General features: G+C 68.2%; 20 protein-coding genes. 11 read left to right on the top strand and 9 right to left on the bottom strand.

The window, feature by feature from the left end:
- Positions 1-9 precede the first annotated feature (9 nt).
- Genes ACSQ9I_RS03520 through ACSQ9I_RS03510 form a run of 3 tightly spaced genes read left to right on the top strand, consistent with a single transcriptional unit; the run spans position 10 to position 2,695 of the window.
- A complete protein-coding gene (locus tag ACSQ9I_RS03520; protein ID WP_093105369.1) occupies positions 10-783 on the top strand; it encodes a class II aldolase/adducin family protein in 774 nt (257 codons plus the stop codon).
- A 36-nt stretch (positions 784-819) separates the two neighbouring features.
- Positions 820-1,689, top strand: coding sequence for a transporter substrate-binding domain-containing protein (locus tag ACSQ9I_RS03515; RefSeq protein WP_436312289.1), 870 nt, complete (start codon positions 820-822; stop codon positions 1,687-1,689).
- 22 nt (positions 1,690-1,711) lie between these two features.
- Positions 1,712-2,695, top strand: coding sequence for an NAD(P)H-quinone oxidoreductase (locus ACSQ9I_RS03510; protein ID WP_436312288.1), 984 nt, complete (start codon positions 1,712-1,714; stop codon positions 2,693-2,695).
- 1 nt (position 2,696) lies between these two features.
- On the opposite strand, the gene ACSQ9I_RS03505 is transcribed toward ACSQ9I_RS03510, so the two are convergent.
- A complete protein-coding gene (locus ACSQ9I_RS03505) occupies positions 2,697-4,157 on the bottom strand; it encodes an NAD-dependent succinate-semialdehyde dehydrogenase (protein ID WP_436312287.1) in 1,461 nt (486 codons plus the stop codon).
- 161 nt (positions 4,158-4,318) lie between these two features.
- Between ACSQ9I_RS03505 and ACSQ9I_RS03500 the strand changes: the two genes are divergently transcribed.
- A complete protein-coding gene (locus tag ACSQ9I_RS03500; RefSeq protein WP_093105484.1) occupies positions 4,319-5,296 on the top strand; it encodes a tripartite tricarboxylate transporter substrate-binding protein in 978 nt (325 codons plus the stop codon).
- Here ACSQ9I_RS03500 and ACSQ9I_RS03495 read toward each other — a convergent pair.
- The 5 genes from ACSQ9I_RS03495 to ACSQ9I_RS03475 form a co-directional block, all read right to left on the bottom strand.
- Positions 5,284-6,447 (bottom strand): ROK family transcriptional regulator, encoded by a 1,164-nt coding sequence (locus tag ACSQ9I_RS03495; protein WP_436312286.1) that lies wholly within the window; start codon positions 6,445-6,447, stop codon positions 5,284-5,286. The genes ACSQ9I_RS03500 and ACSQ9I_RS03495 overlap by 13 nt on opposite strands.
- Before the next feature lie 61 nt (positions 6,448-6,508).
- Positions 6,509-7,285, bottom strand: coding sequence for an ATP-binding cassette domain-containing protein (locus tag ACSQ9I_RS03490; RefSeq protein ID WP_093105355.1), 777 nt, complete (start codon positions 7,283-7,285; stop codon positions 6,509-6,511).
- Complete coding sequence (locus ACSQ9I_RS03485) at positions 7,285-8,472, bottom strand: sugar ABC transporter permease (RefSeq protein ID WP_436312285.1); 1,188 nt, start codon at positions 8,470-8,472, stop codon at positions 7,285-7,287. The genes ACSQ9I_RS03490 and ACSQ9I_RS03485 overlap by 1 nt, the downstream gene beginning before the upstream one ends.
- Positions 8,473-8,476: 4 nt before the next feature.
- Complete coding sequence (xylF, locus tag ACSQ9I_RS03480) at positions 8,477-9,499, bottom strand: D-xylose ABC transporter substrate-binding protein (RefSeq protein WP_436312284.1); 1,023 nt, start codon at positions 9,497-9,499, stop codon at positions 8,477-8,479.
- A 102-nt stretch (positions 9,500-9,601) separates the two neighbouring features.
- On the bottom strand, positions 9,602-11,707 hold the full coding sequence (locus ACSQ9I_RS03475) for a PQQ-dependent dehydrogenase, methanol/ethanol family (RefSeq protein ID WP_436294471.1): 2,106 nt from the start codon (positions 11,705-11,707) through the stop codon (positions 9,602-9,604).
- A gap of 129 nt (positions 11,708-11,836) precedes the next feature.
- On the opposite strand from ACSQ9I_RS03475, the gene ACSQ9I_RS03470 reads away from it, so the two are divergent.
- The 4 genes from ACSQ9I_RS03470 to ACSQ9I_RS03455 all read left to right on the top strand — a co-directional run bounded on the left by ACSQ9I_RS03470 (position 11,837) and on the right by ACSQ9I_RS03455 (position 15,648).
- Positions 11,837-13,024 carry a helix-turn-helix domain-containing protein gene (locus ACSQ9I_RS03470; RefSeq protein WP_436312283.1) on the top strand — a complete coding sequence of 396 codons (1,188 nt, stop codon included), beginning with the start codon at positions 11,837-11,839 and terminating at the stop codon, positions 13,022-13,024.
- 97 nt (positions 13,025-13,121) lie between these two features.
- Positions 13,122-14,141: a thiamine pyrophosphate-dependent dehydrogenase E1 component subunit alpha gene (locus ACSQ9I_RS03465; protein WP_436312282.1), complete on the top strand. Its 1,020-nt coding sequence runs from the start codon at positions 13,122-13,124 to the stop codon at positions 14,139-14,141.
- Positions 14,132-15,136 carry an alpha-ketoacid dehydrogenase subunit beta gene (locus tag ACSQ9I_RS03460; protein WP_436312281.1) on the top strand — a complete coding sequence of 335 codons (1,005 nt, stop codon included), beginning with the start codon at positions 14,132-14,134 and terminating at the stop codon, positions 15,134-15,136. The genes ACSQ9I_RS03465 and ACSQ9I_RS03460 overlap by 10 nt, the downstream gene beginning before the upstream one ends.
- Positions 15,133-15,648, top strand: coding sequence for a MarR family winged helix-turn-helix transcriptional regulator (locus ACSQ9I_RS03455; RefSeq protein ID WP_436302683.1), 516 nt, complete (start codon positions 15,133-15,135; stop codon positions 15,646-15,648). Before ACSQ9I_RS03460 ends, ACSQ9I_RS03455 begins: the two co-directional genes overlap by 4 nt.
- Here ACSQ9I_RS03455 and ACSQ9I_RS03450 read toward each other — a convergent pair.
- A complete protein-coding gene (locus tag ACSQ9I_RS03450) occupies positions 15,576-16,337 on the bottom strand; it encodes an SDR family oxidoreductase (RefSeq protein WP_436312280.1) in 762 nt (253 codons plus the stop codon). The genes ACSQ9I_RS03455 and ACSQ9I_RS03450 overlap by 73 nt on opposite strands.
- A gap of 110 nt (positions 16,338-16,447) precedes the next feature.
- Here ACSQ9I_RS03450 and ACSQ9I_RS03445 point away from each other — a divergent pair, with 110 nt between their 5' ends.
- Entirely contained in the window at positions 16,448-17,371 is a 924-nt protein-coding gene (locus ACSQ9I_RS03445; RefSeq protein ID WP_436312279.1) for a LysR family transcriptional regulator, read from the top strand.
- A 77-nt stretch (positions 17,372-17,448) separates the two neighbouring features.
- Complete coding sequence (locus ACSQ9I_RS03440; RefSeq protein ID WP_436312278.1) at positions 17,449-18,465, top strand: Bug family tripartite tricarboxylate transporter substrate binding protein; 1,017 nt, start codon at positions 17,449-17,451, stop codon at positions 18,463-18,465.
- A gap of 187 nt (positions 18,466-18,652) precedes the next feature.
- On the opposite strand, the gene ACSQ9I_RS03435 is transcribed toward ACSQ9I_RS03440, so the two are convergent.
- Entirely contained in the window at positions 18,653-18,976 is a 324-nt protein-coding gene (locus tag ACSQ9I_RS03435) for a DUF1840 domain-containing protein (protein ID WP_093105327.1), read from the bottom strand.
- A gap of 14 nt (positions 18,977-18,990) precedes the next feature.
- Positions 18,991-20,259, bottom strand: a complete 1,269-nt coding sequence (locus ACSQ9I_RS03430; protein ID WP_436312277.1) for a class I SAM-dependent methyltransferase — start codon at positions 20,257-20,259, stop codon at positions 18,991-18,993.
- Between the two features lie 98 nt (positions 20,260-20,357).
- Here ACSQ9I_RS03430 and ACSQ9I_RS03425 point away from each other — a divergent pair, with 98 nt between their 5' ends.
- On the top strand, positions 20,358-22,721 hold the full coding sequence (locus ACSQ9I_RS03425; RefSeq protein WP_436312276.1) for a bifunctional salicylyl-CoA 5-hydroxylase/oxidoreductase: 2,364 nt from the start codon (positions 20,358-20,360) through the stop codon (positions 22,719-22,721).
- Position 22,722: the final 1 nt, after the last annotated feature.

Below are 22,722 nucleotides of genomic sequence, written 5' to 3'. Positions count from 1 at the left end.
GAACACCCCATGAATAACCCTCCCGAAGGAATCGGCCACGAGGAATGGGCGACGCGCTGCGAACTCGCGGCGCTGTACCGGCTGGTCGCGCACTTTCGCATGACCGACCTGATCGACACGCACATCTCTGCGCGCGTGCCGGGCCCCGAGGCGCACTTTCTCATCAACCGCTACGGCCTGCTGTTCGAGGAGATGCGTGCCTCCGATCTCGTGAAGATCGATCTCGACGGCAACGTGGTCGACGGGCGCGCGCACGGTGCGCCCGATGCGCGCTTCCGCATCAACAGGGCCGGCTTCACGATCCACTCGGCCGTGCACGCGGCGCGCGCCGACCTGCACTGGGTGATCCACACCCATACCGCTGCGGGCGCGGCGGTGTCGGCACAGGAAGCGGGCCTGCTGCCCATCAGTCAGCACGCGCTGAAGTTCCACGGGCGGCTGGCCTACCACGACTACGAGGGCATCGCGCTCGAGCTCGGAGAACGCGAGCGCCTGGTCGCAGACCTGGGGCGCTGCAACGCAATGATCCTGCGCAACCACGGTTTGCTGGTCGGCGGCGCCACCGTGGCCGACGCCTTCCATGAACTCTGGTTCCTGGAGCGGGCGTGCCAGATCCAGGTGAACGCGCTCGCGGGTGGCATGCCGATTCGCACACCGCCCGTCGAAGTGCAGGCCTTGACGGCCGAGCAGTTCGAAAGCGGGGAGTCCGCCGAGATCGTGCAGTTGACCTGGCAGGCGGCGCGCCGGCTCATCGAGGCCCAGGCGGGCCAGTACCAGGCCTGAAGAAACGAACCCATCCACAGAAAGGAAATCGCAGCAATGAAGCACTCCTCCCTTGTCCACGCGCTTCGGGCGTGCACGCTGTGCGCAGGCATCGGCCTGGCGCTGTCGGGACCGCCGGCCGCCCTGGCGCAGATCGCAGCAACGCCTCTGTCGGAAAAGATCAAGGCCACGCGCACCCTCGTCGTCGGCATCGAGTCGACCTATCCGCCGATGGCTTACAAGGATCCCCAGTCCAACAAGCGCATCGGCGTGAATGTCGAGCTGGTGGAAATCATCGCCAAGGAACTGGGCGTCTCGGTGCAATGGGAGGAGATGAGTTTCGAACAGCTCTCGCCCTCGCTGGCGACCGGCCGCATCCACATGATCGGCACGGCGTTCACGGACCTGCCTTCGCGGCGCGAGAAACTCACATTCGTCGACTACCTCGCCACCGGCGCGCAGCCTTTCACGACCAGCGGCAAGAAGGATTCGCTCAAGGCCGCCGGCGATCTTTGCGGCAAGACCGTGGGCGTGCCGCGGACCACCAGCTACTACCCGGTGACCATCGCCTGGAGCGACAAGAACTGCGTCGGCGCGGGCAAGGCCGCCTCCACGGTCAACGGAACCGCCGGCGCCACGGCGACGCGTCTCGACCTCAAGCAGGGCCGGCTGGACGCGGCGGTTCTCGGCCCGGAGTACGTCTCCTATCTGATGAATGAGGAGCCCGGCGTCTACACCCTGGTCGGCGAGCCCCTGAACAAGACGCTGTTCGGCTTTGCCTTCGACAAGAACGAGCCTGCCCTGCGGGACGCGGTCGCGACAGCCGTGACTGCTGCCATCAAGAACGGGAGCTACAAGCAGGTGCTGCAGAAGTACGGCATCGGGCGGCAGGCGCTCGCGGAAGTCACGGTCGACGCGGGCAATTGATGGTATTGCAGCAGGAGCGAAGATGCGTGCGGTAGTTCTCGATCGCACCGGCGAGCCGGAAGTCCTGTCGCTTGCCGGGCTTGCGGATCCTCGTCCGGGCGCAGGGGAGGTCGTCATCGATGTCCATGCGACGGCGTTGAACTTCGCCGACCTGCTGCAGCGGCGCGGAAGCTACGGCACGCCGACGACCCTGCCGGCAGTTCTGGGCATCGAGTGCTCCGGAACGATTCTCGAGATCGGCCCGGACGTGGCGGATTGGGCGGTCGGAGACCGCGTGTGCGCGCTGGTTGCAGGCGGGGCCTACGCAGAGCGTGTCTGCGCGCCGGCAACCCAGCTGCTGCCCCTCCCGCCGATCGTGGATCTGGTGGATGCGGCGGCATTGCCCGAAGCGGCCTGCACGGTGTGGTCCAACCTGCTCGACATTTCCGGGCTCTGCGCCGCAGAGGTTCTTCTGGTTCATGGCGGGGCGGGAGGCATCGGCACCTTCGCCATTCAAACGGCGCGGGCCTTGAATGCACGCGTGTTCGCCACAGCGGGGAGCGCCGACAAGCTCGAGCGCTGCGTGGCGCTCGGCGCCGAGCGCGCCATCTCGTACCGAACGGAGGACTTCGTCGCCGTGGTGAAGAAGGAAACCGGCGGCCGGGGCGCGGATGTGATCCTCGACAACATGGGCGCCTCGTACCTGCCGAGGAACATAGACGCCCTCGCGCCCGATGGCCGCATCGCCATGATCGGCTTGCAAAGCGGCCGGGATGGACAGATACCGCTCGGCAAGATGATGGGCAAGCGCGGCTCTCTTTTCACCACCTCCTTGCGCGACCGGCCGCTGGCGGCCAAGGCACGGATCGTCTCAGGCGTCCGGCGCGCGCTGTGGCCTCATGTCGCGGCAGGCCGGATCTCTCCCGTCATCGACCGCATGTTTCCCCTGGACCGCATGAGCGATGCCCATCGATACATGGAAGAAGGCCGGCATGTCGGGAAGATCGTCGTGCGTATGAAGGATTGAGCTACTTGTCCAGCCCCGCCAGGCACACGTACTTGATCTCGAGGAACTCGTCGAGCCCGTACTTCGAGCCTTCGCGTCCGAGCCCCGACTGCTTGACGCCGCCGAAGGGCGCCTCGGCGGTGGAGATCAGGCCGGTGTTCACGCCCACGATGCCGGCCTCCAGCTGCTCGGCCACGCGCATGATGCGGCCGACGTCGCGGCTGTAGAAGTACGAGGCCAGGCCGAACTCGGTGTCGTTGGCCGCGGCGATCGCATCGGCCTCGGTGTCGAAGGCGAAGATCGGCGCCAGCGGGCCGAAGCTTTCTTCGTGCGCCACCAGCATCCCGGGCGTCGCGCCGCCGATCACGGTGGGCTGGTAGAAGTTGCCGCCGAGTGCGTGGCGTTTTCCGCCGGCCAGGACCTTGCCGCCCTTCTTCACCGCATCGGCCACATGCTCCTCGATCTTGGCCACCGCCTTGTCGTCGATCAGCGGGCCCTGCGTCACGCCGGGCTCGGTGCCGGCGCCGACCTTCAGCGCATGGACCTTGACCACCAGCTTCTCGGTGAAGGCCTCGAGCACGCCGCGCTGCACGTAGATGCGGTTGGCGCAGACGCAGGTCTGGCCGGTGTTGCGGTACTTGGAGACCATCGCGCCTTCGACCGCCGCATCGATGTCGGCATCGTCGAAGACGATGAAGGGCGCGTTGCCGCCGAGCTCGAGCGAGAGCTTCTTGATGGTGTCGGCCGACTGCCTCATCAGCGTGCGGCCGACTTCGGTGGAGCCGGTGAAAGTGAGCTTGCGCACGATAGGGCTTCTCGTCATCTCGCCGCCGATCTGGGAGGCGGAGCCGGTGAGCACCGACAGCAGCCCCTTGGGCAAGCCGGCGCGGTCGGCGAGCTCGGCGAAGGCCAGGGCCGAGAACGGCGTCTGCCTCGCGGGCTTGACCACCATCGAGCAGCCCGCGGCCAGCGCCGGGCCGGCCTTGCGCGTGAGCATGGCGGCCGGGAAGTTCCAGGGCGTGATGGCGGCCGTCACGCCGACCGGTTGCTTCAACGCGAGGATGCGGCGATCGGCCTGCGGGGCGGGAATCGTGTCGCCGTAGACGCGGCGCGCTTCTTCGGCGAACCATTCGATGAAGGAGGCCGCGTAGGCGATCTCGCCCTTGCTCTCGGCCAGCGGCTTGCCCTGCTCGGTGGTCATGATGAGCGCCAGGTCGTCGACGTTGGCCAGCATCAGGTCGTTGAGCTTGCGCAGGATGGCCGAGCGTTCCTTGGCCGGGCGCCGGGCCCAGTTGCGCTGGGCCGTTTCCGCGGCGGCGATCGCGCGCACGGTTTCGGCGGTGCCGCACTTCGGCACGGTGCCGATCTGCTCGCCGTTGGCGGGGTTGGTGACGGGGATGGTTTCGCGGCTGTCCGCGTCCGCCCATTCGCCGGCGACGAAAACCTGCTGGCGCAGCAGGGTCGGATCCTTCAGTTTCAGCATGCCTGTGCTCCTTGTCTCGGGTTCCAGGGACCACGATAACCACGGCGGCTGCCTGTAAACAGGTGGACGGCGGTATCCCTTAAGGGCAATCCGGTATTCGTCCGGCCATCCGCACCCGATAAGATCGCGGCCCTTGAACTCGGATTGAACACGGAATGACCATGAAAAAACTGCTAGCCTTCACGGCCATTGCCGCCGCGGTCGTCGGCGTCCACGCCCAGGATTTCCCGGGCAGCAAGCCCATCAGCATCGTGGTGCCCTTCTCCGCCGGCGGCCCGACCGACCGCGTCGCGCGCGACCTGGCCGAGGCGCTGCGCAAGCCCCTGGGCGGCGTCAGCATCGTGGTCGACAACGTGCCCGGCGCCGGCAGCTCGATCGGTGCCGCCAAGGTGGCGCGCGCCAATCCGGACGGCTACACGCTGCTTTTGAACCACATCGGCATGGCGACCGTCCCGACCCTGGTGCGCAACGTGCCCTTCAAGGTGGAGAGCGACTTCGAATACCTGGGCATCGTCAACGACGTGCCGATGACGCTGATCGCCAAGCCCAGCATGAAGGCGAACAACTACAAGGAGCTCACCGCCTGGATTGCGGAGAACAAGGGCAAGATCAACCTCGGCAACGCGGGCGTGGGCTCGGCGTCGCACCTGTGCGGCCTGCTGTTCCAGAGCGCAACCAAGACCGAAATGACGCCGGTGCCCTACAAGGGCACGGCGCCCGCGATCACCGACCTGATCGGCGGCCAGATCGACCTCTTGTGCGACCAGACCACCAACACCTCGCCGCAGATCGAAGCCAAGAAGGTCAAGGCCTACGCCGTGACCACCTCGAAGCGCCTGACGACGCCGCTGCTCAAGGACCTGCCGACGCTGCAGGAATCGGGGCTGAAGGACTTCCAGATCACGATCTGGCACGGCCTCTACGCGCCCAAGGGCACGCCGGCCGCAGTGACCAAGAAGCTCAACGATGCGCTCAAGGTCGCGCTGAAGGATCCGGACTTCATCAAGAAGCAGGAAGGCCTGGGCGCCGTGGTGACCGCCGACAGCCGCGTCGAGCCGGGCGAGCACAAGAAGTTCGTCGCCGCCGAAATCGCCAAGTGGAGCCCGATCATCAAGGCTGCCGGCGTCTACGCCGACTGAAATTGATTCCCTCGCACGGCGCGCTCGCGCCGTGCCTTCGAATCCGGATGGAGCGGCCGCAGGTACTCGTGCAAGGCGAGTGCTGCCGCTCCAACCGCCGGCGCCCATGCCCCATGGCGCGCGCCGCGCACCACCGGTGGCGGCATGCCGGCACTCTCGGCATAGCGCCGCACCACCTCGATCGCCCCGTCCAGCAGTTGCGGATTCGCCTGGCATGACTGGCCGCCAACCACGATCGCGCGCGGCTCGAAGGTGACCCAGAGGTTCTGGAGCAGCACGCCCAGGAAGGCCGCGCCGCGCCGCGCGGCGTCGGCGCCCCTGCCCAGTACGCGCGAGCCGAGGAAGGCCTCGGCGCAGCCGCGCCGGCCGCAGGAGCACAGCGGCCCTTCCACCTGCAGGATGGTGTGGCCGATCTCGCCCGCCATGCCGTGCGCGCCGGTGAAGAGGCGGTCGTTGAGCACCACGCCGGCGCCCACACCCACATCGCAGCTCACGAAGACCAGCGGGTCCTCGCCCTCGCCGCCCGCGAACTCGTACTCGCCCAGCGCCGCCGCGTCGGCATCGTTCTGCAGCTGGACCGGCACATCCGCGATGCCCTCCTGCGCCAGCGCCTCGACCAGGCCCGGCAGCAAGCTGACCTCCCGCCACCCGAGGTTGGGGGCGAAGCGCACCTGGCCGGTCGCGTCGTCCACCGCGCCGGGCACGCCGACGCCGATGCCCGAGGGCTGAAGCCCCGCGGCGCTCAGGTGCCGGTGTGCGGCGGCCACCATGCGCGCGACCTGCCGGCATACCGCGCGCGGCGCATGCTCGTGCAAGGGCCAGGCTTCCGAATGGAGCAGTTCGCCCAACAGCGAGACGCACACCACACGCAAGGTCTCGACCGCGATCTCGACACCGACCAAAGCCCGCACGCCGGCGTGGATCTGCAGGGGGATCGAGGGCCGCCCCAGTCCGTCGGCGACGGCCGCGCCAGCCTCGCGCAGCCAGCCATCCTCGAGCAGCTCGCGCACGAGCAGGCTCACAGTGGACTTGGTGAGCCCGCTCTCGGCCGCCAGCCGCGCACGCGACAGCCCTGGCTTGGCGCGCAGGAGGCGCAGCAGCACGCTGCGGTTGATGCGCCTGACCAGCTGCTGGTCGCCGATAGTGGTCATCAAGTAACCTTCGTGCTTCGCACTGCGGTGCGAGCTTGCTTGGGGCGGCCCGGCGCGGCGCTCATCCGGCGTGTTCGGCCTGCACCTTGCCTTCTGGCCGCTTGCCCGCAATGATCATTCCCAGCACCTCGTCCTCGGTCACGTCGGCCGTGCGGTAGGTGCCGACCAGGCGGCCGTTCTTCATCACGGCCAGCCTGTCGCTCAAGCCGAACACATCGGGCATGTCGTGGGTGATCAGGAAGATGCCCACGCCGTCGGCCTTGAGCTGCTTCACCAGCCTGCCGACCATCGCGGTTTCTTCCGGGCCCAGCGCGGCGCAGGGTTCGTCCATGATCAGGATGCGGGCGTTGAAGTACAGGGCCCGCGAGATCGCGACCACCTGCCGCTGGCCGCCCGACAGGCGCCGCACCGGCACGCGGATGTTGGTGAAGTTCTTGTTCAGGCGCTGGAACACCTTGCGCGCCTGGTTCTCCATGAAGTGGTCGTCCAGCGTGCGCCAGGGCGTGAGCTTCTCGCGGCCGAGGAAGAGGTTGGAGACCGAGTCGAGGTTGTCGGCCAGCGCGAGCGTCTGGTAGATGGTCTCGATGCCCTGCGCCTGGGCCTCCGAAGGCGTGCGGATGTGGACCTGCTCGCCTGCGATCAGCGTTTCGCCCGAGTCGACCGGGTAGGCGCCGGCGAGCATCTTCATCAGCGTGGACTTGCCGGCGCCGTTGTGGCCCAGGAGCGCGACCACCTCGCCGGCATAGAGGTTGACGCTGACGCCGTCCACCGCTTTAACGCCGCCGAAGGCCTTGTGGATGTCGCGCAGCTCGACCAGGGGTTGTGTCGCGGCGCTCATCAACGCTCTCCAAAGTATTTGCGGTAGAGCACGTCGAAGACGACCGCGACGATCAGCACCTGCCCGATGATCACCATGCGCTTGCCGATCTGCACGTCCAGCAGCAGCATGCCGCTGTCGAGCGACTGCATGATCAGCGCGCCCAGCACCGAGCCGAAGATCGAGCCGCTGCCGCCGGCGAGCGCAGCGCCACCGATGACGGCCGCCGCGATCACGTAGAGCTCCATGCCGCTGCCGAGCGAATTGGTGCCCGCGTTGAGGCGCGCGATGGAGACGATCGCGGCCACCGTCACCAGCACCGCGAGCAGGGCGAACAGCAGCATCGTCACGCGCTTGACCGGGATGCCGACCAGCGCGGCCGCGTCCGGATTGCCGCCCATCGCGAACACGTAGCGCCCGAAGCGCGTGCGATGCACGATGAAGGACAGCACGACCGCGACCACGGCCCAGATCAGCACCGGGATCGGGATGCCCTGCGGCTCGGTCTTCGACGAGATCTGGTAGCTGTTCATCGTTGCGGCGAAGGCGAACACGACGGCCACCGGCAGGGCCGTGAGCAGCAGGTCCAGCCACAGCGGCTCGACCGGCATCTCGTGGCGCTGGCGCGCGCGCCGCTGCTGCAGCTTGCGCGCGAACAGCACCACGCCCACGATCGCAGCCAGCACCCAGGTGGCCGTGGTGCCGATGCCGCCGTCGTAGCCGCCGCCCAGGCGCTGGAAGAACTCGTCGTTGACCGGCTGCGTCTTGCCGTCGGCCACCAGGAAGGCGGCGCCGCGGAAGGACATGAGGCCGCCCAAGGTGACCACGAAGGAAGGCACGCCCAGCATCGCGGTGAGCCCGCCCTGGTAGAGCGAGACCAGGAGCGCGACCGCCAGGCCCGCGAGGCAGGCCGCCGGCCAGGACCAGCCCGACGTGTACTGCAGGTAGGCGACCAGCACGCCGACGAAGCCCATCACCGAGCCGACCGAGAGATCGATGTGGCGCGCGACGATGACCAGCACCATCACGGTCGCGACGATGCCCACCACGGCGGTCTGCTGCGCGATGTTGTAGAGGTTCTCGGGCGACAGGAAGACGCCGCCCGAGAGCACGTGGAAGACGATGGCCATCACCACCAGCAGCACGCTCATCAGGAGCAGGCGCAGGTCGATGCCGCTCCTGCGCCACAGCCCCGGGGACTGACTCATAGCCCTATTTGCAGGCGGCCGGGGCTTTGTCGCCAGACACGCCCTTGCAGAGCTCGGCCTTCTTGATCCAGCCTTCCTTGACCACCACGTCGAGGTTGTCGCGCGTGATCGGCACCGGCGTGAGGAGGCGCGACGAGATCGCGATCTTCTTCTCGCCGCCACTCCAGTTGGCGGCCTTCTCCGGCGTCTTGCCCTGGGTCAGGGCGATCGCGGCGGAGGCGGCCTCGCGGCCGAGCTCGCGCGAGTCCTTCCACACCGTCACGGTCTGGGTGCCGAGCGCGACGCGGTTGAGCGCCGCGAAGTCGGCGTCCTGGCCCGATACCGGAATGCCGCGAATGCCCTTGGCCGTGAGCGCCGCCACCGCGCCGCCGGCGGTGCCGTCGTTGGCCGCCACCACCGCATCGACCTTGTTGCTGACCTTGGTGAGGATCTGCTCCATGTTCTTCTGCGCGACTTCGGGCTTCCAGCCATCGGTGTATTCGTCGCCGACGATCTTGATGTCGCCCTTCTTCACGGCCTCGGCGACGATCTCCTGCTGGCCGGCGCGCAGGAAGTTGGCGTTGGGATCGGTGGGCGAGCCCTTGATGAACACGTAGTTGCCCTTGGGCTGCACCTTGTAGACGGCGCGCGCCTGCATGCGGCCGACCTCGACGTTGTCGAAGGTGATGTAGAAGACGCCGGGCGCTTCGATCAGCCGGTCGTAGGCCACCACCGGCACCTTCTGCCGGGTGGCCTTGTTGACCGCCGGCAGGATGGCGTCCTTGTCCATCGCGAGCACGATCAGCGCCTTGGCGCCCTTGGACATCAGGCCTTCGATGTCGCCGAGCTGCTTCTCGGGCGAACCGCCGGCGTCGGCGCTGATGTACTTGGCGCCCAGCTTCTCCAACTGCGCCTTGATCGCGGCCTCGTCGGTCTTCCAGCGCTCCTCCTGGAAATTGGACCAGCTCACGCCGACCACCGTTTGCGCAGAGGCGCCGAAAGCGGACAGGGCGAGAGCCAGGGCGGTCAGGGTGCGGTCGAGCTTCATGTGCAGGGTCTCCGAATTAGTTCGAGGGACGAACTATGTCCACCGCGCCGGACGGCGGCCATCCGGGGAATCCCTGCGGGCAAATGGACTAACGGCCTTGTCCTACTTGGGCCGGATCGCGTCCGCCGTGCCCTGGATGAAGGCCTTGATCTTCTCCACGTCTTCGGCGCTCAGCTTGCCGCTGAAGTCGGGCATGCCGCGCTCGACGGCCGGGCCCTTGTAGACGAACTTGTCGAGGTTCTCGATGTAGCTCGGGTTCATGTAGCCCAGGTTGGGGATGTTGCCGCCGCGGTCCACGCCCGGCACGCCGTGGCAGAAGACGCAGTTGCTCACGTAGAGCAGCGTGCCGTCGGGCACCTTGGCTGGGTCGTACTTCACGCCCTGCAGCAGCTTGTCCATGCGGTACTGCACGAACTCCGGCTTGGGCGCATTGCCGCCGACCACGAAGGTGTAGACCGTGCCCGGCCCCTGGCGCTCGGTGGCGCGCGCGGCCAGGCCGTAGACGCCGCCCCAGCCGACCGCGATCGAGACGTACTGCTTGCCGTCGACCATGTAGGTGGCCGGCGCCGCGACCACGCCGGTGCCGGTGGCGGTCTCCCACAGCTTCTCGCCGGTCTTGGCGTTGTAGGCCGCGAAGCGCCCGTCGGCCGTGCCCTGGAACACCAGGTTGCCGGCCGTGGTCAGCGTGCCGCCGTTCCAGGGCGAGACATGCTCGACGCCCCAGGCTTCCTTCTGCGCCACCGGGTCCCACGCGACGAGGCGGCCCATGGGCTTGCTCTTGGGCGGCTCGGCATTGATGAACATGGCGGTGTTCCAGCCGAGCGCTGCATGCGGCCGGGCCGGCATGTTCTCGTTGAACTTCCAGGCCTTGTCGTCCATCAGGCTCAGCGGGATGTTCTGCGCCGGCAGGTAGACCAGGCCGGTCTGCGGGTTGAAGGACATCGAATGCCAGTTGTGCGCGCCGAAGGGGCCGGGGATGCTGTCGCCGGGCTTCTCGTTCTGGCGCGCGGCGGCCACCTCGATCGGCCGGCCTTTCTTGTCGTAGCCGGTGGCCCAGTTCACCTCGACGAAGTTCTTCGCCGAGATGAACTTGCCGTTGCTGCGGTCGATGACGAAGAAGAAGCCGTTCTTCGGTGCATGCAGGATCACCTTGCGCGGCTTGCCGTCGATCTTCAGGTCGGCCAGGATCATCGGCTGGGTCGAGGTGTAGTCCCAGTTGTCGCCTGGCGTCTGCTGGTAGTGCCAGACGTATTTGCCGGTGTCGGGATTGAGCGCGACGATCGAGGCCAGGTAGAGGTTGTCGCCGCCCTTGGGGCTGCGCTTGCTGCGCGCCCATGGCGAGCCGTTGCCGGTGCCCACGTACATGAGGTTGAGCTCGGGGTCGAAGGCGAGCGTGTCCCAGGCGGTGCCGCCGCCGCCCGCCTCCCAGTATTTGGCCGAAGGGTCCCAGGTCTTGGCGGCCTTGGCCATCGAGGCGTCCTCGAAGGGCTTGGACGGGTCGCCCGGCACGGTGAACCAGCGCCACTTCTGCTCGCCGGTGGCCGCGTCGTAGGCCGTGATGTAGCCGCGCACGCCGTACTCGGCGCCGCCGTTGCCGATGACCACCTTGCCCTTGAAGACGCGCGGCGCGCCGGTGATGGTGTAGGACTTCGAACGGTCGACGATGGTGTCCTTCTCCCAGACCGGCTGGCCGGTGGCGGCATCGAGCGCGATCAGGCGCCCGTCGTAGGCGCCCACGAAGACCTTGCCCTGGTAGAGCGCGACGCCGCGGTTGACCACGTCGCAGCAGCCCTTGAAGCCCTTGGACTTGTCCACCTTCGGATCGAAGCTCCAGATCTTCTTGCCGGTGCGCACGTCGATGGCGTGCACCACGCTCCAGGAGGCGCTGACGTACATGATGCCGTCGACCACCAGCGGCGTGGCCTCCACGCCGCGCGTGGATTCGAGGTTGTAGGACCAGGCGAGGCCGAGCTCCTTCACGTTGCCGGCGTTGATCTGGTCGAGCTTGCTGAAGCGCGTTTCCGCGTAGTCGAGGCCATGGCTGGGCCAGTCGGCCGTCTTCGCGGCGTTGCTGCGGATGAAGTTGCCGTCCACGCGCTGCGTGACGGCCTTGATGTGCTCGGCGGAGCCCTTGGTCTGGGCCGAGGCGGGTGCTGCGGCCAGGCACAGCAGCGCGCCGAGCGCGAGCGCGGCGTGGGTCTTGTTCATCGTGGGTCTCCGGTCGTTGTGTATCGAAGAATGGTGCGCGCGCACGCTTTGTTCACCCTCGGGATTTCCCTAGACCTCGACTGTTCCATTGCGGAACAAATTCAGCCTCCTCGATCACAGGAGACGGCCATGCCCCTGTCCCCCTTCGCCAATACGCGCGCCGAGCGCGTGGCGCTGGCCCGGCAGCAGTTCTTCGAGGAAGGCGTGCGCCCTTCCGGCCTGGTCGGCGAGGCGGTGCTCCAGTCGTGGATGCGCTGCACGCGCGCCCATGCGAACACGCGCCGCGTCATCGCCTTCGACGCCGTCACGCCGAGCCGCCTGCACGGCACGCTGGGCCGCAACCGCGAGCTGCTCGAGGCCGCGCGCCACGAGCTGGCGAGCATGGAGAGCTCGCTCGCCGGCACCGACTGCCGCGTGCTGCTGACCGATGCGCAGGGCGTGATCATGCACGTCACGCACCATCCGGCCGCGGCGCAGCAGCCGATCCTGCAGAAGACCGCTCGCCTGGGCGTCAACATCGCCGAGAGCGTGGTCGGCACCACGGCGCCGGGCATCGTGGCGACCACCGGCCAGGCCTGCACGGTGCAGGGCGCCGAGCACTACTTCGAGTACCTGCGCGAGATGCAGTGCGCGGCGGCACCGATCCGCGACGTGCACGGCCGGCTGGCCGCGGTGCTCGACATCTCGGTCGAGGCGCGGCGCTTCGGCTTCGATGCCGCGTCGATGGTCGCGCTCTACGCGACGACGATCGAGAACCGCCTGCTGCAGGCGCAGTCGCAGGACCGGCTGGTGCTGCGCTTCCAGGCCAGCCCGGCGCTGCTGGGCACGCCGCTCGAGGCCCTGGCCGGCATCGCGCCCGATGGCACCGTGGCCTGGCTCAACACGGCCGGCATGCGGCTGATCGGCCGGCTGCCAGAGTCCGGGGCCTGCGATGCCGAGCAGCTGTTCGGCCTCGACCTCGAGGGCCTGCTGCGCATGACCCGCCACGAGGCCGCGCAGCCGGTGCGGCTCGCAAGCGGGCTCGGCGTCTGGCTGCAGGCCCGGCTGCAGGCGTACGACGGGGTCGATTTCCGGCATGCGGTGAACGTGCCGGCCGAAGCGCCCATCGACTCGACGCCGCTCGACGAGGTACAGCCGGTCGCGCCGACCCAGCCGCCCGCCAGCGACGGCACGCTGCGCGGCCACAGCCGCAAGCTGATCGAGGAGACCCTGGCTACGCACTACGGCAACATCTCGCATGCCGCGCGCCAACTGCGGGTGTCGCGCGGCACGCTCTATCGCCGTCTCAAGAGCTGGCAGCAGAACGCGCCTGAATGAAGGTCGGCCTCGCGGCCGGGTTAGCCCGCTCACGCGCATTGGTCACGCCCGATACGATTTTCGGCAAAGCGCAGATGTGTGCTGCGCTGGAGCCGATATGGATTTGCCGATTCCCGAGCCCGCGCGGCGCGCGCTCTACCGCACGATGCTGCGCATCCGCGCCTTCGAGAATGCCGCCGAGGCGGCCAGCCAGGGTGGCGTGAGCGCCTACGGCCAGGAAGCCGCCGGCGCCGCCAAGGTGCGCGGCCCGCTGCATCTGTCGACCGGCCAGGAGGCGGTGCCAGCCGGCGTCTGCGCCCATCTGCTCCTCGCCGACTACCTGACCTCGACTCACCGCGGCCACGGCCACACGCTGGCCAAGGGCGCCGACCTCGTGCGCATGATGTGCGAGCTGTTCGGCAAGGCCAGCGGCTTCAACGGCGGCAAGGGCGGCTCGATGCACATCGCCGACTTCTCGGTCGGCATGCTGGGCGCCAACGGCGTGGTCGCGGCCGGGCTGCCGATCGCGGTCGGCGCGGCGCATGCCCAGAAGCTGCAGAAGAAGGACGCGATCACGGTCTGCTTCTTCGGCGACGGCGCGATCAACCGCGGCCCCTTTCTCGAGTCGCTGAACTGGGCGCGCGTGTACCGGCTGCCGGTGCTCTTCGTCTGCGAGGACAACCGCTGGAGCGCAACCACCGCCAGCGGCCCGATGACCGCCGGCGAAGGCGTCTCCGCGCGCGCCGAGGCGATGGACATCGCCGCCACCCGGGTCGACGGCAACGACGTGTTCGCGGTGCATGCGGCCGCGGGCAGGCTGGTCGCCGAGGTGCGCGCCGGCGGCGGGCCGCGGCTGCTGCACGCGCTCACCTACCGCGTGAAGGGCCATGTGTCGGTCGACCTCGCCGCCTACCGCGACCCGGCCGAGCTGGCTGCGGCGCTGGAGACCGACCCGGTCGCGCGGGCGCGCGGCCGCCTGATCGCCGACGGCATGGACGCCGCTCTGCTCGATGCGATCGAGGACGAGGCGGAGGCAGAAGTCGCCGCCGCACTCGCCGCCGCCGATGCCGCGCCCTGGCCCGAGCCCGGCGCCGCCTTCACCGATGTGCAGACCACCGGAGCGGGCCAATGGACATGACGAGCGACATCGCGGGCGGCCGCGCCGCCGGCAGCACTGTGCACGAACTCAGCTATGCCGAAGCGGCCGCGCTCGCGGTACAGCGCGAAATGGAAGCCGATTCGCGCGTGGTCGTGCTCGGCGAGGACGTCGGCCGCGGCGGCATCTTCGGCCAGTACAAGGGGCTGCAGCAGCGCTTCGGCGCCGAGCGCGTGATCGACACGCCGATCTCCGAGGCCGCGATCATGGGCGCCGGCGTCGGCATGGCGCTGGCAGGGCTCAGGCCGGTGGTCGAGATGCGCGTGGTCGACTTCGCGCTGTGCGGCATGGACGAGCTGGTGAACCAGGCCGCCAAGAACCGCTTCATGTTCGGCGGCCAGGGCCGTGTGCCGATGGTCGCGCGCATGCCGGGCGGCATCTGGGATGCCTCGGCGGCGCAGCATTCGCAGTCGCTCGAAGCCTGGTTCGCGCACCTGCCGGGCGTGGTGGTGGTGTGCCCTTCGACGCCGCAGGACAACCATTCGCTGCTGCGCGCCGCGATGCAGTGCGGCGACCCGGTGGTCTACATCGAGCACAAGAACCTGTGGGCCTCGCGCGGCGAGGTCGACGAAACGCGGGTGGTGCCGCTCGGCAAGGCGGCGCAGCTGCGCCGCGGCAACGCGCTCACGCTGGTGAGCTGGAGCCGGCAGATGCAGGCGTGTGGCGCCGCCTGCGACACGCTGGCGGCCGAAGGCATCGAGGTCGATCTGCTCGACCTGCGCACGCTGTGGCCCTGGGACCGCGAGTCGGTGCTCTCCTCCTGCGAACGCACGGGCCGCCTGCTGGTCGTGCACGAGGCGGTGCAGGCCGCCGGCTTCGGCGCCGAGATCGCGGCCAGTGCGGCGGAGGCCTCCGGCTGCAGGGTCGCACGCCTGGGCGCGCCGCGCATCCCGGTCGGCTATTCGCCGGTGCTCGAAGCGCAATCGCGCGTCGGCGCCGAGCGGATCGTTCAAACTGCCAGGGCCTTGTGCGGATGAACACCGAGGCTGGCTTCGAGGACTCGGTCTTCTTCAAGCTGGTCCGGGTCGTCAACCTGACGGCGCGGCCTTTCCAGCAGCGGGTCGGGCGCCAGCACGCGCTCACGCTCAACGAGTGGCGCACGATGGCGGCGCTGGGCACGCAGCCCGGCCTGACGGCCACGCAGCTTTGCGAGCTCACCGGCCTCGACAAGATGGCGGTGAGCCGCGCGCTGGCGGGGCTGAAGCGCCACAAGCGCCTGCACCGCCACGAAGACCCGACCGACCTGCGCCGCAGCCGCCTCCACCTGAGCAGCGCCGGCAAGGCGCTGTTCGAGACGGTCCGCGTGCAGGCGTGGGAACGCGAGGCCGAGCTGTTCGCGGGCGTCGGCGCCGAAGATCTGAAGCACCTGAGTGCCACCCTCGACCGGCTGATCGCGTCGGTGGCCGGCCCGGACGCTCAGGCTGCAAACCCACCGTCGATGTTGAGGCCCGCGCCGGTCACGAAGGCCGCTTCCGGGCTCGAGAGGTAGGCCACCATGCCCGCGATCTCTTCGCCGCGGCCGTGCCGCGGAATGGCCATGAAACCATGCATGGCCGAGGCCATCGGGCCGTCCTTGGGGTTCATGTCGGTATCGACCGGGCCGGGCTGCACGTTGTTGATCGTGATGCCGCGCGGGCCGAGGTCGCGCGCGAAGCCTTGCACGAGCCCGGTGAGTGCGGACTTGCTCATCGCATAGACGCCGCCGCCGGGGAAGGGCATGCGCTCGGCGTTGGTGCTGCCGATGTTGATGATGCGGCCGCCCTCGCCCATGTGGCGCAGCGCCGCCTGGATGGCGACGAAGACGGCGCGCACGTTGACGTTCAGCGTGAGGTCGAAGTCTTCCAGCGAGATCTGGTCGGCGGCGCCCAGCTTGAGAACGCCGGCGTTGTTGACCAGGATGTCGAGCCGGCCGAAGGTGCGCGCGCTTTCGTCGATCGCCGTGCGCAGCGCATCGGCATCGGCGCTGTCGACGCGCAGCGCGATCGCGCGCCCGCCCGCGGCTTCGATGCTGCCGGCAAGCTCCTTGGCCGCAGCCTCGTTGCTGGCATAGCTGAAGGCGACGGCGGCGCCGTCCCTGGCGAGACGCCGCACGATGGCGGCGCCGATGCCTCGCGAGCCGCCGGTGACGAAGGCCGTCTTGCCGGCCAGAACGGGCTTGGAAGAAGTGCTTGGGGACATGGTGCGCTTTCGAAGTGGTTGTGGAATGCCTGTAGTTTGGGGATTGCATTGCATCGCCGGTAGCCACAAAACTGCCCTATCAATCTCAACCCGTGGTTGAAAATGCACCCATGCAGCCGCTGAGCCATCTCGAATCCTTCGTCCGCAGCGCCGAGGCCGGCAGCTTCTCCGCCGGCGCCCGACAACTCGGCCTGACGCCTGCCGCGGTGAGCAAGAACGTCGCGCGCCTCGAAGCGGGTCTGGGCGTGCGCCTGTTCCAGCGCAGCACGCGCAAGCTGACCCTGACCGAGAGCGGCGAGCGGCTGCTGCTGCAGATCGGCGGTGCGCTCGGCACGCTGGCCGACGCCATGGCAGGCGCCGCCGAAGCCGGGGGCCAGCCGGCCGGCACGCTCAAGGTCAGCATGGGCCAGGCCTTCGGGCGCACGTACGTGGTGCCGCTGGTCGGCGAGTTCCTGGCGCGCTACCCGGCGGTCGTGCCCGACTGGCATTTCGACAACCGGCAGGTCGACCTGGTCGGCGAGGGCTTCGACGCCGCGATCGGCGGCGGCATCGAGCTGACGCCCGGCGTGGTGGCGCGCGAGCTCGCGCGCATCCACATCGTGGCGGTCGCGGCGCCCGCGTACATGGCCGGCAAGCCGGTGCCGGAGCACCCGTCCGACCTGGCCGCCTTCGACGCCATCATGCGGCGCTCCTCACCCACCGGGCGGGTGCGGGCCTGGACGCTGCGCAACGCGGCCGGCGACGAAGGCGCGGCGGATTCAAAGCCGCGCCTGATCTTCAGCGACCCCGAGGCGATCGCCCACGCCGCGATGATGGGCCTGGGCATCGCGTTGCTGCCGATGGCTTTCGCGCTGCCCGGCTTGCAAAGCGGCGAGCTGGTGCGCGTGCTGCCGGGCTGGTATGCCGACTCGGGGCCGATCTCGCTCTACTACCCGAGCAAGAAGCTGCTGCCGGCGAAGACGCGCGTGTTCGTCGACTTCGTGGTCGAGAAGTTTCGCGAGCAGCGCTTCGCGGCCCGCATGCAGGGGATCTGAGCACACGGGGTTTCACCCGCGACGAACGAGGCGCTTCGCCTGTCAGACTCGGTGCCATGCATCAACAGGAAACACGCATGACCCTCTCGTTCCAATCCCGCCGCCGCTCTGCACTGGCCCTAGGCGCGATCGCCGCCCTGGTGCTGGCTGCCGGGCCCGCGGCGGCCCAAGGCAGCTGGCCGACCAAGCCGGTGCGCATCGTGGTGCCCTTCGCGCCCGGCGGTACCACCGACCTCCTTGCGCGCGCCGTGGCGCCGGAGCTCTCCAAGGCCTTCGGCCAGCAGTTCATCGTCGACAACCGCGCGGGCGCCGGCGGCAACGTGGGCGCCGAGATCGTGGCCAAGGCGCCGAACGACGGCTACACGCTGCTGATGGGCACGGTGGGCACGCACGGCATCAACCGCGCGCTGTACCCCAAGCTGCCCTACGACCCGATCAAGGACTTCGCGCCGATCACGCTGGTAGCCGCGGTGCCCAACGTGATGGAGATGAATGCCGACAAGGCGCGCGCGCTCAACATCAACAGCGTGGCCGACTTCGTGAAGTACGCGAAGGCGAATCCCGGCAAGCTCAACATGGCTTCGAGCGGCAGCGGCACCTCGATCCACCTGGCGGGCGAGCTCTTCAAGACCATGACCGGCAGCTTCATGACGCACATCCCCTATCGCGGATCGGGCCCGGCGCTGCTGGACCTGGTGGGCGGCAACGCCGACGTGATGTTCGACAACCTGCCCTCGTCGATGCAGCAGATCAAGGGCGGCAAGCTCAAGGCGTTGGCCGTGACCAGCTCAAAGCGCTCGCCGGCCTTGCCCGACGTGCCGACGGTCGAAGAGGCCGGCGGCCCCATGCTCAAGGGCTACGAAGCCAGCTCATGGTTCGGCCTGCTGGCCCCGGCCGGCACCCCGCCCGAGATCGTGAACCGCATTCAGCAGGAAGTGGCCAAGTCGCTCGGCACCGCGGCGATCAAGGAAAAGATGCTGGCCCAGGGCGCGATCCCGAGCGGCAACTCGCCGGCCGAGTTCGCCAAGATGATCGACAGCGAACACGCCAAGTGGGCGAAGGTGGTCAAGGCCTCCGGGGCCAAGGTGGACTAAGCCCCTGGCGTTCCTGATCCATTGGTGCGCGCAGCGCGCCGGACCGTGGGCCGCCGCGGAACCGGCTTCGCCGGGCCGCAGGCGGCGCCCCCGGAGAGGGGTTGGCCCTTCGACAGGCTCCCTTCGACAGGCTCCCTTCGACAGGCTCAGGACAGGCTCTACGCGAAGCGAGCAAGCCTGGGGGTGATCACACCTCCCACATCACGTCCTTGCGGTCGGCCAGCGACGCCTTGAGCATGTGCAGCAAGGGCACGGCGCGCTGGTGCAGCGTGATGTGCTGCTTCTCGGCCGCCTCGTCATGGCCTTCGACGGCGAAATCGTCGTTGTTGTGGGCGTTGTGGGCTTCACGCGCCATGGCCGCCTCCAGCGCCGCGATGGCGGCCGGCATCTGCTCCACCGTCACGATGCCCTTGCGCTCCGGCGCCTTGCCGATGATGTCGAACAACTGACGCGCGTGGGTTTCGAGCATCACGAAGGGGGGGCTGGCCCGCGATTTGAATCGATACAGCATGGTGCCTCGCTCGGTTATTTGTAGATGTAGTCGCGGACAAAAGGGTACACCGATTGCGCGCCGCGCAGCGCGCCGCCCTCGACCTTTCCGTCGGGCCGGGTGGCGAGCATCTGGTGCAGCGAAATCCAGCCCTGTTCGAAGCACATCGCCGAACCGGCCAGATACAGGCGGTAGGCACGCAGGATGCGCTCGGCATTGCCGCCCTGGTGGCCGCCGGCGCGCTGCAGGACCTCGCGCGCCTCGTCGAGCCGGGACTCGAGCGCATCCGACCAGGCCCAGAGCGTGCGCGCATAGTGCGGCCGCAGGTTTTCGGTGTCGACCATCTCCAGGCCCGCGGCCACCGTCTCGCGCAGCACATGCGTGACGTGCAGCAGTTCGCCGCCCGGGAAGATGTATTTCTCGATGAAATCGCCCATGCCGGCTCCGAGCTGCTTGTAGTCGAGCTGGCCCGAAGTGATGCCATGGTTCATGACCAGGCCGCCCGGCTTGAGCAATGAATGGATCTTGCGAAAGTAAGTCGGCATGTTGACGCTGCCGACGTGTTCGAACATGCCGACCGACGAGATCTTGTCGAAGGGCTTGTCGCTGTCGAGTTTTCGGTAGTCGAGCAGTTCGACTCGTACGCGGCCCTGCAGGCCCTTCTCCTCGATCATGCGCGTCACGTGCGCATGCTGGTTCTTCGACAGCGTGATGCCGGTCGCATCGACGCCGTAGTGCTCGGCCGCCCACAGCAGGAGCGCACCCCAGCCCGAGCCGATGTCGAGGAAGCGCTCACCCGGCTGCAGCATGAGCTTGCGGCAGATGTGGTCGAGCTTGGCCTCCTGGGCATGCGCCAGCGTCATCCCGGCGTCACGGAAATAGGCGCACGAATAGACGCGCCGCGGGTCGAGCCACAGCGCATAGAAGTCGTCCGACACGTCGTAGTGGAACTCGATCTGCGCCGCATCCTTGCCCAGCGAGTGCGAGCCGCGCGACTTGGTGCGCCGCTGCAGCCGGCTCCACCAGTTGGTGTTGGTTTCCGCCGGATTGCCGGGCAGCAGGCTGACCGCGACATCGATCAGGTCGCGCATCTTCCCTTCGATCTGGACCCGTCCCTCGACGTAGGCCTCGCCGATGGCACCGATCTGCCGAGCGGTGAGCTTGGCGAGCGCCGACCATTCGGAGAAGGCGAGCGTGACGCGTGAGCCTGGCTTTGCGACCTTCCGCCCATCGGGCAATTGCAGCGTGATGGGAACCGGCAGCGTGGAAAGCTGGGACTCGATCTTCGGCAACAGGCTTGACATGGCTGATTTTTGCCAGCAGCGGCGAACTTCGTCAACCGACCTCGGCGAAAACCCTTGCCGGGTTGACAACAGATTGTTTAGGCCTAAACTATTGATCCATGAATAGCTTCGCAACAGATCTGCAGCGCGTGCTGTGCATCGGCGGCGGTCCCGCCGGCCTCTACTTCGCGCTCCTGATGAAGGCCCGGCGGCCGGCGCTCGAGGTCACGGTGATCGAACGCAACCGCCCCTTCGACACCTTCGGGTGGGGCGTGGTGCTGAGCGACCAGACGCTCGCCAACCTCGCGGCCGCCGATCCCGAAACGGCCGCGCTGATCGGCCGTGAGTTCCATCACTGGGACGACATTCAGGTGTTCTTCAAGGGACGCCAGGTGCGCTCGGGCGGCCACGGCTTCTGCGGCATCGGCCGCAAGCGCCTCTTGAACATCCTGCAGGAGCGCTGCCTGGCGCTCGGCGTCAAGCTGGTGTTCGAGACCGACGCCACGGATGACCAGGCCCTGGCCGCGCAGTACGGCGCCGACCTGGTGATCGCCAGCGACGGCCTCAACAGCCGCATTCGCCAGCGCTATGCGGACGTCTTCGAGCCCGACATCGATCTGCGCCAGTGCCGCTTCGTCTGGCTCGGCACGCACCAGACCTTCGATGCCTTCACCTTCGCCTTCGAGAAGACCGAGCACGGCTGGTTCCAGGCCCACGCCTACCAGTTCGACGACAAGACCTCGACCTTCATCGTCGAAACGCCCGAAGCGGTGTGGCAGGCCCATGGCCTCGACAAGATGGAGCAGCCCGAAGCGATCGCCTTCTGCGAAAAGCTCTTCGCCAAATACCTCGGCGGTCACGAGCTGATCAGCAACGCCACGCATCTGCGCGGCTCGGCCAACTGGATCCGCTTTCCGCGCGTGGTCTGCAAGCACTGGACGCACCGCGTCGAGGTGAATGGCAAGAGCGTGCCGGTGGTGCTGATGGGCGACGCGGCGCACACGGCGCACTTCTCGATCGGCTCGGGTACCAAGCTCGCGCTCGAGGATGCGATCGACCTCAGCGATGAGTTCGCGCGCGGCGGCAGCGTCGACCATGTGCTCGAAGCCTATGAGGCGCGGCGCAGCGTCGAGGTGCTCAAGATCCAGAACGCGGCGCGCAATTCGACCGAATGGTTCGAGAACGTGCACCGCTACACCGGCATGGAGATCGAGCAGTTCGCCTACTCGCTCATGACGCGCTCGCAGCGCATCAGCCACGAGAACCTGCGCCTGCGCGACACGCAATGGCTGGGCGGCTACGAGGCGTGGCTCGCGGGCGGCAAGCCGCTGCCTCCGATGCTGATGCCGCTCACGGTGCGCGGCCTCACGCTCAAGAACCGCATTCTGGTTTCGCCCATGGCGACCTACAGCGCGGTCGACGGCGTGCCGCAGGATTTCCTGCTCGTGCACCTTGGCGCGCGCGCGCTCGGCGGCGCCGCGATGGTGTTCGTCGAGATGACCAGCCCGACGCCCGAGGGCCGCATCACGCCCGGCTGCACGGGTCTCTACAACGATGCGCAGTCGGCCGCCTTCAAGCGCATCGTCGACTTCGTGCACACGCAGACCACGGCGAAGATCGGCATGCAGCTGGGCCACAGCGGGCCGAAGGGCTCGACCCAGCTGGGCTGGGAAGAGATCGACGAACCGCTGCCGCAAGACAACTGGCCGCTGATCGCCGCCAGCGAGCTGGCCTACGGCGAACAGAACCAATTGCCCGCCGCCATGACGCGAGCAGAGATGAACACTTTGCGCGACCAGTTCGTCGCCTCGACGCGTCGCGCGGCCGAAGCCGGCTTCGACTGGCTCGAGCTGCACTGCGCGCACGGCTACCTGCTGGCTTCCTTCATCAGCCCGCTGACCAACCTGCGCACCGACGAGTACGGCGGCAGCCTCGAGAACCGCTGCCGCTATCCGCTGGAAGTGTTCCGCGCGATGCGCGCGGCCTGGCCCACCGAACGGCCAATGAGCGTGCGCATCTCGGCGCATGACTGGGCGCCCGGCGGCAATACCGATGCCGACGCGGTGGTGGTGGCGCGGCTCTTCAAGGAAGCGGGCTGCGACTTCATCGACGTCTCTTCGGGCCAGACCACGCGCACGGCGAAACCGGTGTACGGACGCATGTACCAGACGCCTTTTGCGGACCGCATCCGCAACGAGGTCGGCATCTCGACCATTGCGGTCGGCGCCATCACCGACGCCGACCAGGCCAACAGCATCATCGCCGCGGGCCGCGCCGACCTGTGCGCGATCGCACGGCCGCACCTGGCCGACCCGGCGTGGACCCTGCACGAAACGGCCAAGCTGCAAAGCCGCGACGTCGACTGGCCCAAGCAATACCTGAGCGGGCGCGACCAGATGTACCGCGAGATCGCCAAGCAGCAACAGCTGGCCGCCGCGGCGGCTGCGACGGCCGTGCCGCGCAACAGCGAGGAGGATCAATAGC

The sequence above is a fragment of the Variovorax sp. LjRoot84 genome (genome assembly GCF_964254305.1).
Classification (GTDB): Bacteria; Pseudomonadota; Gammaproteobacteria; order Burkholderiales; family Burkholderiaceae_C; genus Variovorax.
Note: the sequence above shows the minus strand (reverse complement) of the source record. Positions and strands in the feature narration are given on the sequence as shown.